Annotated in this window: 10 protein-coding genes; 8 read left to right on the top strand and 2 right to left on the bottom strand. The window is 69.8% G+C overall.

Annotation, left to right across the window (positions count from 1 at the left end; genetic code table 11):
• Window positions 1-127 precede the first annotated feature (127 nt).
• Window positions 128-658: a GNAT family N-acetyltransferase gene (locus EHO50_RS14150; RefSeq protein WP_164904849.1), complete on the bottom strand. Its 531-nt coding sequence runs from the start codon at window positions 656-658 to the stop codon at window positions 128-130.
• A gap of 325 nt (window positions 659-983) precedes the next feature.
• Between EHO50_RS14150 and EHO50_RS14155 the strand changes: the two genes are divergently transcribed.
• On the top strand, window positions 984-1,556 hold the full coding sequence (locus tag EHO50_RS14155; protein WP_128430413.1) for an antibiotic biosynthesis monooxygenase: 573 nt from the start codon (window positions 984-986) through the stop codon (window positions 1,554-1,556).
• A 58-nt stretch (window positions 1,557-1,614) separates the two neighbouring features.
• Here the strand turns inward: EHO50_RS14155 and EHO50_RS14160 are convergent, their stop codons facing one another.
• Window positions 1,615-2,040 carry an Lrp/AsnC family transcriptional regulator gene (locus tag EHO50_RS14160; RefSeq protein ID WP_246101149.1) on the bottom strand — a complete coding sequence of 142 codons (426 nt, stop codon included), beginning with the start codon at window positions 2,038-2,040 and terminating at the stop codon, window positions 1,615-1,617.
• Window positions 2,041-2,135: 95 nt separating this feature from the next.
• On the opposite strand from EHO50_RS14160, the gene EHO50_RS14165 reads away from it, so the two are divergent.
• From EHO50_RS14165 to EHO50_RS14195, 7 genes are all read left to right on the top strand, one after another.
• The gene (locus EHO50_RS14165) at window positions 2,136-2,888 is read left to right on the top strand and encodes an AzlC family ABC transporter permease (protein WP_128430419.1); all 753 of its coding nucleotides are present in this window, start codon (window positions 2,136-2,138) and stop codon (window positions 2,886-2,888) included.
• Window positions 2,881-3,207 carry a branched-chain amino acid transporter permease gene (locus EHO50_RS14170; protein ID WP_128430422.1) on the top strand — a complete coding sequence of 109 codons (327 nt, stop codon included), beginning with the start codon at window positions 2,881-2,883 and terminating at the stop codon, window positions 3,205-3,207. Before EHO50_RS14165 ends, EHO50_RS14170 begins: the two co-directional genes overlap by 8 nt.
• A gap of 99 nt (window positions 3,208-3,306) precedes the next feature.
• A complete protein-coding gene (locus EHO50_RS14175) occupies window positions 3,307-4,098 on the top strand; it encodes a thioesterase family protein (RefSeq protein WP_128430424.1) in 792 nt (263 codons plus the stop codon).
• A 141-nt stretch (window positions 4,099-4,239) separates the two neighbouring features.
• Window positions 4,240-4,896 carry a class I SAM-dependent DNA methyltransferase gene (locus EHO50_RS14180; protein ID WP_128430709.1) on the top strand — a complete coding sequence of 219 codons (657 nt, stop codon included), beginning with the start codon at window positions 4,240-4,242 and terminating at the stop codon, window positions 4,894-4,896.
• 43 nt (window positions 4,897-4,939) lie between these two features.
• On the top strand, window positions 4,940-7,021 hold the full coding sequence (locus EHO50_RS14185) for a SpoIIE family protein phosphatase (RefSeq protein ID WP_128430425.1): 2,082 nt from the start codon (window positions 4,940-4,942) through the stop codon (window positions 7,019-7,021).
• 187 nt (window positions 7,022-7,208) lie between these two features.
• Window positions 7,209-7,841, top strand: coding sequence for a DedA family protein (locus EHO50_RS14190; protein ID WP_128430710.1), 633 nt, complete (start codon window positions 7,209-7,211; stop codon window positions 7,839-7,841).
• Between the two features lie 141 nt (window positions 7,842-7,982).
• The gene (locus EHO50_RS14195; protein WP_128430426.1) at window positions 7,983-12,971 is read left to right on the top strand and encodes a family 43 glycosylhydrolase; all 4,989 of its coding nucleotides are present in this window, start codon (window positions 7,983-7,985) and stop codon (window positions 12,969-12,971) included.
• Window positions 12,972-12,994: the final 23 nt, after the last annotated feature.

A 12,994-nucleotide genomic window follows, 5' to 3' on the forward strand; every position in this document is an offset into this window, starting at 1 on the left:
ATGACAGCCACGTAAAGGGTTCTGCACAGGGGATCAGCAAGGGCGAAGTCACGCCCTTTGCCAGGTGAAGGTGAATCATCTCGGGCTGCCCGGCCTGCCCGGCCTCCCGCTTACCGAAGGGGGCCTTTCACCGAAGGGCCTTCTCCAGCAGCGTGAAGGACTTGGGCGCCCCGCCCGGCTGCGGCTTGCCCTCCTTGTGGCCCACGACGCGGTAACCGGCGTCGCGGTAATAGGCGTTGAGCTGTTCGTTACCGGCCAAGCAGTCCAAGCGCACGCACGTACGTCCCGCCGCGGCCACCCGGCGTTCCGCGGCCCTCAGCAGCTGCAGCCCCCTCCCGGGCGCGGCGGTGCGACGGTCGACCATGAGCCTGTGCACGTATCCGGCCACGGGCGGCTGCGGGCCCCAAGCGGCCTCGTCCTCCCACCACAACTCCCAGGCGCCGGCGATGCGCCCGCCGACCTCCGCGAGCCAGACCTCACCATGCTCCATGACCTGGCGGAAATGACCCTCGGTCAACTCCCCCGGCCGCCACTGCCCGGTGATACCCCGGGCCAGCATCCAGCGGGCCGCGTCGTCACGGAGGCGGACGAGGGACGCCAGATCGGCTTCAGCGGCCGGTCGGACGCGTAGATCATTCACCTGGCGATCCTCGCACATCCGTCCCGTCGCGGTCCGTGTCATCGGGCGGCACTCCGCCGAGCCAACGGCTGGTCGATCGGCGGCCCCGGACGCGGATGAACCGCCTTTCCCTGGTGGCAAGTTCGGCCCACGGCGGCTCGAACTCCGGGTAGTCCAGCGGTCGGCCGGCCGCCCGGCCGCCGAGCCCGCGACGCCCATGCCGGCCAGCGACGCCCATGCCGGCCGGCCATGCCGTCATATGTGTGGCGGACCGGGGCCATAGTCGAACGCGCGATCGATCGCCACCCGGAATCCCCCCGGTATCCCGCGCATGGGCCGTGACCCCCGTGGCACCCGGTCATTCATGAGCACGATCAGAACACCCGGCACACAGCGGGAACGAGCCGTCACCGCCGTCTTCACCTGGCAGGTACGGCCCGGCCGGGAGGACCAGTTCGAGGAGTGGACGCACGGCGTCACACGGACCGCCTCGAAGTTCCCGGGCAGCGAGGGTGTCGTCTGGGTACGGCCCGAGGAAGGGCACCTGTTCCATGCCATCGCGCATTTCAGCGACCCGGAGCGACTGAAGGCATGGCTGGCCTCCCCCGAGCGAGCGGAATGGCACCGGCGGATCGCCGACATCGCGACCGAGGTCAGTAGCGAGCGGCAGTCCACGTCCGGCATGGAGACCTGGTTCAGCCTGCCGGGCACGACCGTGCACTCCCCACCCCGCTGGAAAATGGCTCTGACCACTCTCCTGGCCGCCTACCCCCTCGTGCTCCTGCTGCAATGGCTGGTCGTGCCCGCGACCGCAGACTGGCCTCTGCCGCTGCGCGCCGCAGTCTTCCCGGCCGTACTCCTGCCGTCCCTGACCTACCTGATCATGCCGTCGCTCAGCCGACTGCTCAGATTGTGGCTGTATCGTCCGCCGACCTGACACGACAACCGTGGGTCATGGGGAGGTTCCTGGTCGAGGCCCTCTCACACCGCACCCCCTACAGGCCCGGCTTGACGGTCTTCATCGTGAAGTGCGAGGTGACGTTCTTGATCCGGGGGATCGTCATGACCCGCTGACTGAGGAACGCCTCGTAGGCCGGCAGATCCGCGACAGCCACGCGGACGAAATAGTCGGGGCTGCCGAACAGCCTCCGCAACTCCAGCACTTCTTCCGTCTGCGCCAGGGTCTTCTCGAAGCGCTCCACCGTCTCCGCGTCCTGCGCCTCAAGGCTGAGGTCGATCAGGACCTCGAAGGAACGGCCCACGGAGGCCGGGTCGATCACGGCCCGGTAGCCGCGGATGACACCGTCGGCCTCCAGCCGCTGCACCCGGCGCAGACATGGCCCGGTGGTCAGCCCGACCCGCTGGGCCAGTTCCACGTTGGTCAGCCGCCCGTCCCGCTCCAGCTCGGCAATGATTGCCATGTCGATCGCGTCCACAGTCAGAATATTGCTGGATGAGGGCTGGGCACCGCAATATTCGCAACCATCTGTCACGGCTTTTACGAGACGATGGACCCGTGCGACAAGACGTACTTCCCCACTGGGCCGCTCCCACCCCAACCACCCCGACCACCCGCCGAATACAGATCGCCCAGGGCATCCGCGACTCCTTCTCCGCCGGTCTGGGCATCTTCCCGCTCGGCATCGCCCTCGGCCTGCTGATCATCCAGGCCGGGCTGCCCTGGTGGCTCGCCCCGGCCCTGTCCCTGGCCGCGTTCGCCGGCTCGCTTGAGCTGCTGCTGGTGGGCATGGTGGCCACCAGCGCACCGCTCGCCGCGGTCGCTCTGACCGTCCTCGTGGTCAACTTCCGGCACGTCTTCTACGCCTTCTCGTTCCCGCTCCACCTGGTCAAGCACCCGGTGGCCAGGGCGTACGCCGTCTACGCCATGATCGACGAGGCGTACGCCGTCAACGCCTCCCTGCCCGAGCACGAGCGCTCGGCGCCCCGACTGCTGGCCATGCAGATCGCGTGCGAGGCGTACTGGGTCGGCGGCGGACTCGTCGGTGTCGCCCTCGGCGCGGCTCTGCCGGCTCCCATCAAGGGCTTGGAGTTCGCCCTGTGCGCCCTGTTCATCGTGCTCACCCTGGACGCGTTCCGCTCCCGCAAGGAGCTTCCGTCCCTGCTGCTGGCGGGCGCGAGCGTGGCGGTCGCACTGATCCTCACCCCGGGCATGGCCATGTTCACCGCACTGCTGCTGTTCGTCGGCCTGCTCCTGCCCCGCCATGCCGTCACCGCCCGCCGCACAGTCCAGGAGGCCGCCGGTGCCTAGCACTTCGTATCTCGTCGCCGTCCTGGCGATCGTCTTCAGCATCACGCTCGCCCTGCGCGCCGTCCCCTTCGCCGTGCTGGGCCGACTGCGCGGCTCGGCGATCGTGCGGCGACTGGCGGTGTGGATGCCGGTCGGCATCCTCGCCATCCTCGCCGTGACCGCCCTGCACGGCACGGTCACGGCCGACGTACACGGCACCTGGTACGCGCTGCTCGCCGTCGCCGTCACGGCCGGCGTCCACCTGGCCTTCGGGCGGCGCACCATCCTCAGCGTGGGCGCGGGCACGGCCGTGTACGTCGTCCTGCTCAACGCCCTCTGAACCCCCGACCGGCGAACCCGCGCAACCGCCTCGACTCCCTCACTCCCTCAGCTCCATCGACTCCTTCCACTCCCTCAACTCCCGCAGGAGCGACATCCGTTGACCCCCGACAGCTACTACGAACTCATCGACGACCACCGCTACAAGCCGACGATCCACGCGGGCGGAGCCTGGAGCACGGACGAGCAGCACTTCAGTCCGCTGGGCGGGCTCGTCGCGCACGCCATCGACCGTCACCGGGCCGCCCGGCCGGACGACGGCCTGGTTCTGTCCCGGATCAGCTACGACATCCTCGGCCGCCTCGCCCTCGACGAGTGCGAGATCGAGGTGGAGACCGTCCGGCCCGGGCGGACCATCGAACTCCTCGAAGCGGTCGTACGGATCGCCGACCGCCCGGTCGTCCGGGCCCGCGCATGGTTCCTGTCCGGCCACGACACCTCCGCGGTGGCGGGCGGCTCCGACGACCGTCTCACCTCGCCGGAATCACTCGCCTCGTGGCCGATGTCCGAGGTGTGGCCCGGCGGTTACATAGCCTCTCTGGACGTCCGACCCGTCACACCGCCCCGGCCGGGCCGGGCGACCGTCTGGCTCTCCACGCCGCTGGATCTGGTCGCCGGCGTTCCCGTCAGCCCGCTCGCGTCGTATCTCGCCCTGGTCGACACGGCCAACGGCATCGCCGTCCGGCAGCCGCCCACCGCGTGGATCTTCCCCAACGTCGACCTGACCGTCCACCTTCACCGTCGGCCACGAGGCGCCTGGACCGGACTGGACACCACCGTCACCTTCGGGCCTTCCGGCCAGGGCCTCACCAGCACGGTCCTGCACGACGTCGACGGCCCGGTCGGCCATGCCCAGCAGATCCTCACGGTCCGACCCGCGTCGGGGGCATGAGGGGCTCGACGACGAGCCGACAGCCGCCTGGACCAACCAGCCAGGCCGCCGCCACACCCGTACAAATATGCCAAAATCACCTATACGCGTCAGAGGAGAATCCCCGTGAGCAGCTCCGCCGACAAGGTCGACTACGACGACATGCGGCTCGACCGCACAGGTCAGGCCGAGGCTTTCGACGCCCTCGGTGAGCGCTATGACGAGGCCTTTCCGCACAAGGAAGGGCAGGTCGCGTCCGCCGAGTGGCTCGGGGCGTCCCTGGCGGCCGGGTCCCGCGTGCTGGATCTGGGGTGCGGCACCGGGACCCCGACGGCGCGCCAGTTGGCGGAGGCGGGCTTCGAGGTCGTCGGTGTCGATCTGTCGGACGGGATGGTCTCGCTGGCCCGCCAGCAGGTGCCTGCCGGGGAGTTCCATCGGGCGGACATCGCGGATCTGCGGCCCGGAGGCCCTTTGGACCTCGGCCGCTTCGACGCGGTGGCGGCCTTCTTCTCGCTGCTCATGCTCCCGCGCGCCGAGATCCCGCTCGCGCTGCGAACCGTCCACCACCTGCTGGTTCCCGGCGGTCTGTTCGCGCTGTCGATGGTGGAGGCCGATGTGGACGACTTCTCGATCCCGTTCATCGGCGAGAACATCCGTGTCTCCGGCTATCTGAGGGACGAGCTGCGTGACGTCGTCGAGGGGGCCGGCTTCGAGATCACCGACGAGTCCTCGTACACGTACGCTCCGGCAACCGCGGACGTCCAGCCCGAGGTGCAGATCTTCCTGCGCTGCCGACGGCGCCCGGCTGACGACTCCTGATCCGCCCGCTCCGGCGCGGGCCCGCACGGCGGGAAGGACACGCATGACGAAGCGGCTCGGGGCCGACAAAGGCACCGGCAGGAAGGCGGCCGGCGCGCAGCAGCACGCCGCGCTCCCGCATCGGCCGCCCCAGTCGCAGCCCCCCGCTCCGTCGCCCCTGTCCAGGCCCAGCGGCCGTGCCGACGAGGCTCGGGACCTGTCGCAGTCACAAGCTCGTTCCGGTTCGGACGACAGTGCCCCGGCGATGCTCCTGACGGCCGCGGGAGCCCCTGCCGGCGGGCTGGAAGATCCACGGCGCGACGGACCAGACGTCGGCGACGGACCGGGCGACCGCCACGGGCCGGAGGTCCCTACCGGGCCGGATGCCCCCGCCGGGCCGGACGTCCGCGACAGGTCGGACGTCATCGAGCCGCAGACCGACAGGCTCCGCTATCTCGACGCGGCGACCAGGCAGATCGCCCGCGGTATGAACCTCGACGAGACGTTGTACGAGCTGTGCCGCGCGGCCGTCCCGGCCTTCGCCGACACTGCCTTCATCCATCTGTACGATCCGCTGCCGGTCGGCGACGAGGTCGCCGCCGCTCCCGGCGTCCTGCGGCTGCACACCACGGACCGCGTCTCCGCGCAGGGCCCGACCACCCCCGCCGCCGCCCCTGGCTTCCCGGACCCCCCGGGCTCCGAGCGGCCCGTGCAGGCGGCGGAAGTCGTACCCCCGAGCGCCGACGGTCAGCTCGCCAAGTTGCTGGAGGACGGGCGGCCGGTGCTCGGGAACACCGCGGGCGTCGTCTCCACCGCGGCCGAACTGCTGGGCGCCACGAACACTCCGCAAACCATGCCGCCGGGGCAACGGCTGATCATCGCCCCGCTGCACGGCCGCCACCATGCCCTGGGCAGCGTCGTCCTCCTCCGCGGACCCGGCCGGCCCGACTTCACCGGCGACGACATCCTCGTGGCCTCCCAGCTCGCCACCCACACCGCTCTCGCGATCGACAAGGCGATGCTGTTCGCGCGCGAGGCGTCCGTCGCGGACACGCTGCAGCGCACGATGCTCCCGCCGTCACTGCCCGAGCCTCCCGGAGTCCAGCTGGCCAGCCGGTATCTTCCGGCCTCGCGGACCGCGCAGGTCGGCGGCGACTGGTACGACGCGATCCCGCTGCCCGGCAACCGCGTCGCCCTCGTCATCGGCGACGTGATGGGCCACTCCATGACATCGGCCGCGATCATGGGCCAGCTGCGCACCACCGTGCAGACCCTGGCCCTGCTCGACCTGCCCCCCGACGAGGTCCTGCACCACTTGGACGAGCAGGCCGGGCGCCTCGGCACCGAGCACACCGCGACCTGCCTCTACGCCATGTACGACCCCGTCCTGCACCGGCTGCTGATCTCCAACGCCGGCCATCTGCCGCCGGTGCTCCTGCATCCCGACGGCCGCGGGGAGATTCTGCAGGTCCCGCCCGGGGCGCCGATCGGCGTGGGCATCGGCGGATTCGAGTCCACCGAGCTGCACGCGCCGGCCGGGGCGACGCTGCTGCTGTACACCGACGGGCTGGTCGAGTCCCGTGACTCGGACGTGCTGACCGGAGTGGAGCGCCTGCGGGCCCGGCTGCAGGCAGCCGCGTCGGGGGCCGCGCCCCCGGTGCTGGAAACACTGTGCGACGAGGCGCTCGGCACCCTGGGGGCCGGAGACCGGGACGACGACATCGCGCTGCTCGCCGCCCGGTTCGAGGGCATCCTCCCGGAGACCGTCGCGTACTGGTACATGGCCCCGCGCCCGAAGACCGCGGGACAGGCCCGTCGGCTGACCCGCAGGACACTCCACCTCTGGGGACTCGACTCCCTGGTGGAGTCCACCGAGCTCCTGGTCAGCGAAGTGGTGGCGAACGCCGTACGCTTCGCCTCCCGGCCGATCACGCTACGACTGCTCTGCACGGACGTCCTGCGCTGCGAGGTCGGCGACGACTCACCGATGGTGCCGAGGATGAGGCACGCCCGACTGAGCGACGAGGGCGGCCGAGGACTGTTCCTGGTCGACCAACTGGCACTGCGCTGGGGAGCGACGAGGGTGAGCACGGGCAAGGTGGTCTGGTTCGAACTGCCGCTGCCCGGCGATCAGGTCCTCGACTGAGACTTCGAACCACGCCGCGGCTGGGCGACGACGACTCCCCCGCACAGCCAAGGCCAGTCATCGCCGAGTCCTACGAACAGAGCCCCGCCCGGTGGAGGACCGCGTGGAGGGCCGCGTGGAGGAACCCCTCCTGGCACGGGATGCTTGAGGGAGTGCGACCTGTGAGGACGGTCGGGAGGTGATGGCGGTGATCGCCGTCAACCCGATGGACGGTGCCTCGGTGCTGGCAACCTTCGGTGCGCTCGGTGTCCTCGTGGTGATCTTCGCGGAGTCGGGCCTGCTGGTCTTCGGCTTCTTCCTGCCCGGTGACACGCTGCTGTTCCCGGCGGGTGTGCTGTGCGCCGGGACCGCCCAGCAGGCACCTCGGCTGGTGCTGTGGCAGGTGCTGCTGGGCGCGGCCGTCGGCGCCCTCGTGGGGGGCCAGGTCGGCTTCCTGCTCGGGAGGCACGGCGGGCGTGCCCTGCTGGCCCGCACCTCGAAACGGGGCGTGCGGGAGACGGTGGCACAGGCGGAGCGGCTCCTGGCTCGCTACGGCTACGGCAAGGCCCTGGTGATCGGTCGTTTCATCCCGATGGTGCGCACCGTCCTGCACCCGGCGGCGGGCGCGCTCGGCGTGCCCACCCGCACCTTCACCGTCTGGCAGATCGTCGGCGGGCTGCTCTGGACGCAGAGCCTCGTCCTGGCCGGATACGCCCTGGGGTCCACCGTCCCCGACGCCGACGACTTCCTGCTGCCGCTGGTCGCCCTTGTGGTCGTGATCTCCCTGCTGCCCCTCCTCCCCATGCTGACCGAGGCACGCCGCGCGAGGCGGGATCGCTGACGTTCGACCTGTCGGACATTGTTCGAAACCTCTTGACGCTGCACCACACCCCGTTTGACACTCTCGCAACACGACGTCACACAGCCGAAACGGCAGGGTGCCCATGGCCGCGGCCCCGCCATGCCTCAGCAGGGACTCCACATGCCGTACATCGCACGCGTCCGTGGTCGCGCGAGACGCCTGGCGGGCCGACTCGCCGGACTGACCGCAGCGTCGCTGCTCCTGGGACTCGCCGCACCGACCGTTCCCGCGCAGGCCGCGGACACGGCCGGACCGGCCGAGATCACCGACGGTCTCGCCCTCTGGTACAAGCTCGACGCCACCTCGGGCAGCACCGTCACCGACGCCTCCGGCAACGGCCGCAACGGCACGGTGGGCGGCGCCGCCGACTGGTCCGGGACCGGCCAGGGGCTCGCCTTCAACGGCTCGGACACCTACATCAAGGTGCCGGACGACGTCATGAAGGGCATGGACGCGATCACCGTGTCGATGGACGTGCGGATCGACTCCGCGCAGTCCACGCCGTACTTCATCTACGGCTTCGGCAACTCCAGCGGCAGCAGCGGCAACGGCTACCTGTTCACCACCGGCAACTCCTACCGGACGTCCATCGCGACCGGCAACTGGTCCACGGAGCAGACCACCCGGCCCGCCGACTCGCACAATCTGACCCGCTCGGTGTGGAAGCACATCACCTACGCCCAGACCGGCGGCACCGGCGTGCTGTACGAGGACGGCGTGGAGGTCGGCCGCAACACCTCGGTCACCATCACCCCCGGCGCCATCGGCTCGGGCACCACCACCGCCAACTACATAGGCAAGTCGGTCTACCCCGGCGACAGGCTCTTCAAGGGCCGCATCCGCGACTTCCGGGTCTACGACCGCGCCCTCGCCGGCTCCGAGGTCGAGCAGCTCGCCCTCCCCGTCGCCACGCAGGGCGTCGCCGACGACAAGGCCGCGCTGAGCCTCGGTGACACCAGCGCCGTCACCGCCGACCTCGACCTGCCGCGGACCGGCACGGCCGGCGGCTCCTCGATCAGCTGGGCCAGCGACAACCCGGCGGTCGTGTCCGACTCCGGCGCGGTGACCCGCCCCGCGGCCGGCCAACCGGACGCCCACGCCACGCTCACGGCGACCCTGAAGAAGGGCACGGTGACCGACACCAGGACCTTCGACGTCACGGTCCTCGCCGCCTTCGACGACGAGACGGCCACGCGTCAGGCCGCCGAGTCCCTCACCGTGCACAACCTCGACGACGTCCGCGGCAACCTCACCCTCCCGGCGACCGGTTCCTACGGCACCGACGTCACCTGGTCCTCGGCCCGGTCCGACGTGATCTCCGCCGACGGCGTGGTGCACCGCCCCGCGCACGGCGACGGGGCCACGACCGTCGAGCTGACCGCGACGGTCACCAAGGGCGAGGCGAAGGCGACCCGCACCTTCACCGCGAAGGTCCCGGAACTCCCCGCCGAGGCGGCCCTCAAGGGCTACATGTTCAGCTACTTCACCGGCGAGGGCACCGCGGACGGCGAACAGCTCTACGCCGCCCTCAGCAAGGGCAACGACCCGCTGAAGTGGCGGGAGTTGAACGACGGCAAGCCGGTCCTGACCTCCACGCTCGGCGAGAAGGGCCTGCGCGACCCGTTCATCATCCGCTCCCCGGAGGGCGACAAGTTCTACCAGATCGCCACCGACCTCAGGATCTACGGCAACGGCGACTGGGACGCGTCCCAGCGCACCGGCAGCAAGTCCATCATGGTGTGGGAGTCCACCGACCTGGTGCACTGGACGAACCAGCGGCTGGTCAAGGTCTCTCCGGACAGCGCGGGCAACACCTGGGCGCCGGAAGCCTTCTACGACGCACAGCGCGGTGAGTACGTCGTCTTCTGGGCGTCGAAGCTGTACGACAACGAGGCGCACTCCGGCGACACGTACAACCGCATGATGTACGCGACGACCCGCGACTTCTACACCTTCAGCGAGCCCAAGGTCTGGATCGACCGCGGCTACTCCGTCATCGACTCCACGGTGATCGCGCACGACGGGACGTACTTCCGCCTCTCCAAGGACGAGCGGAACAACACCTCCTCCACCCCCAACAGCAAGTTCATCTTCGAGGAGAAGAGCGACTCCCTGCTGAACCTGTCCTGGGACGCCGTCGCCGAGGGCATCGGCAAGGGCGCGATGAGCGCGGCCGAGGGGCCGCTGGTGTTCAAGTCGAACACCGAGGACAAGTGGTACGCGTTCCTCGACGAGTTCGGCGGCCGCGGCTACATCCCCTTCGAGACGACCGACCTCGCCTCCGGCACCTGGACCCCGTCCACCGGCTACGACCTGCCCGCCAAGCCCCGTCACGGCACCGTCCTGCCGGTCACCCAGGCCGAGTACGACCGCCTGCTGCGCGCCTACCAGCCCGACCAGCTCGTGGAGAGCGTCGAGGGCGTGAAGGTGACGACGAAGACCGGTCAGGCGCCGGTCCTGCCGGCCACCGTGATCGCCACCTACGCCGACGGCGTCAAGCGCCCCGTCGCCGTCACCTGGGAGGACGTCCCGGAGTCGAAGTACGCGCAGCCCGGCACCTTCACCGTGACCGGAAGCCTGCCGGACGGCGCCGCGATCCCGGTCCAGGCCGAGGTCACCGTGTCGCAGGAGGGCCCGGACGTCCCGGCCGACCTGCTCCTGCAGTACGACTTCGACGAGACCGGCGGCAACATCGCCCGCGACTCCAGCGGCCACGGCTACCACGGCACCTACGTCCGTACGCCCGACTTCGGCACCGGCATCGAGGGCGGCTCGTTCCGGATGTCCGGCGGTTCGAGCAGCTCGACCACCTCGCCGTACGTCCGTATCCCGAACGGCGTGCTGAAGAACGCCGACAGCGTGACCGTGTCGACGTACGCCAAGTGGAAGGGCGGCGACAGCTTCCAGTGGCTGTTCGGGCTCGGCCCCGACAGCAACAAGTACCTCTTCGCGACCCCCTCCAACGGCGGCTCCAGCCTGTACTCGGCCATCACGAAGGCGAGTTGGTCGGCGGAGTCGAAACTGACGGCCGGCTCGCAGCTCACGCCCGGCGAGTGGCGGCACGTCACCGTCACCCTCGACGGCACGACCGGCACGATGGTCCTCTACGTCGACGGCATCCAGGCGGCCCGGGCGACCGGCGTCACCATCAAGCCGTCCGAGCTGTACGACGCGAACAAGAACTACAGCGGCTACATCGGCCGGTCCCTGTACGCGGCCGACCCGTACTTCGGCGGCGAGATCGACGACTTCCGCATCTACGACCGGGCCCTCACGGCAGCGGAGGTCATGGAGCTCAGCGGCAACACCGCGGGCATCGCCAAGGCCACGGACCCCGCGCTGAAGGTCGACGCCCTCGTCGACAACGCCGGCAGCAGGATCACGCTGCCGATGAAGGAGGGCACCGATCTCACCGCGCTGGCACCGGAGTTCTCGCTCGCCCACGGAGCGGCGATCAGCCCCGCCTCCGGCAGCGTGCAGGACTTCAGCAAGCCGGTGACGTACGAGGTGACGGGCTCCGACGGCAAGAAGCGCACCTGGACGGTCTCGGCGATCGTCATGAAGAGCCCGGTGTTGCCAGGCCTGAACGCCGACCCGAACATCGTCCGCTTCGGCAACACCTACTACCTCTACCCGACGACCGACGGCTTCGAGGGCTGGAGCGGCACGCAGTTCAAGGCGTACTCCTCCACCGACCTGGTCCACTGGAAGGACCACGGCGTCATCCTCGACCTCGGTCCTGACGTCTCCTGGGCGGACAGCAGGGCGTGGGCGCCGACGATCGCCGAGAAGGACGGGAAGTACTACTTCTACTTCTGCGCCGACGCCAACATCGGTGTCGCCGTCTCCGACTCGCCGACCGGTCCCTTCAAGGACGCCCTCGGCCAACCGCTGCTCAAGGCGGGCCAGTTCAGCGGCCAGATGATCGACCCGGCGGTCTTCACGGACGACGACGGGCAGTCGTACCTGTACTGGGGCAACGGCCGTGCGTACGTCGCTCCGCTGAACGCCGACATGACCTCCGTCGACACCTCGAAGATGAAGGACATCACGCCCAGCGGCTACAACGAGGGCACCTTCGTCATCAAGCGCAAGGGCACCTACTACTTCATGTGGTCGGAGAACGACACCCGCGACGAGAACTACCGCGTCGCCTACGCCACCGGCCCCTCCCCCACCGGCCCGTGGACCAAGCGCGGTGTGATCCTGGAGAAGGACCTCTCCCTCGGCATCAAGGGCCCCGGCCACCACTCGGTGGTGTACGTCCCGAAGACCGACGAGTGGTACATCGCCTACCACCGGTTCGCCGTCCCGGGCGGTGACGGTACCCACCGCGAAACGACCGTCGACAAGCTGGAGTTCGACTCCGACGGCCTGATCAAGAAGGTCGTCCCCACCCTGACCAGCATCGACCCGATCGTCAACAGGAAGCCGTCGATCGTCTCCGCCACCGGCCCGACGTCCCCCGCACCGGTCGGCGACCGCACCACCGTCGTGGCCGAGTTCCGTGACGCCGACGTCGGTGACTCCCACACCTGCCGGGTCGACTGGAAGGACGGCACCGAGCCGACGGCCGGCACGGTCGACGGCTCCACCTGCCGGGCCGAGCACACCTACACCAAGGCCGGAATCCACCGTCCGGTCATCACCGTCACCGACAACGACGCCGGTTCGGACAGCACCACCTTGCCCGAGCTGATCGTCTACGACCGCTCGGCCGGCCCGGCCCTCGGCACCGGCGTGATCACCTCGCCGGCCGGCGCCTACCCGGCGAAGCCGAACCTGACGGGCAATGCGGCGTTCTCCTTCGCCGCCGCCTACCCGAAGGGAGCCACCGTCCCCAGCGGAAAGGCGACCTTCGACTTCGGCGCGGCGAAGTTGAAGTTCCGCTCCACCGGCTCCGACTGGCTCGTGGTCACGGACACGCGGGCCGTGTACCAGGGCTCCGGCACCGTGAACGGCAGCAGTGGCTACGGCTTCCGGATCACCGCCACGGACGGCCCGGACACCTTCCGTATCAAGATCTGGAAGAAGTCCACCGGTGACGTCGTCTACGACAACGCCACCGGCGCGAGGACCACGGGCGTAGTGACGGTGGGCGACAACTGACGCAGACCGCCTTACGTGCCCTG

Origin of the sequence: Streptomyces cyaneus (assembly GCF_004028635.1) — a bacterium.
GTDB classification, from domain to species: domain Bacteria; phylum Actinomycetota; class Actinomycetes; order Streptomycetales; family Streptomycetaceae; genus Streptomyces; species Streptomyces cyaneus.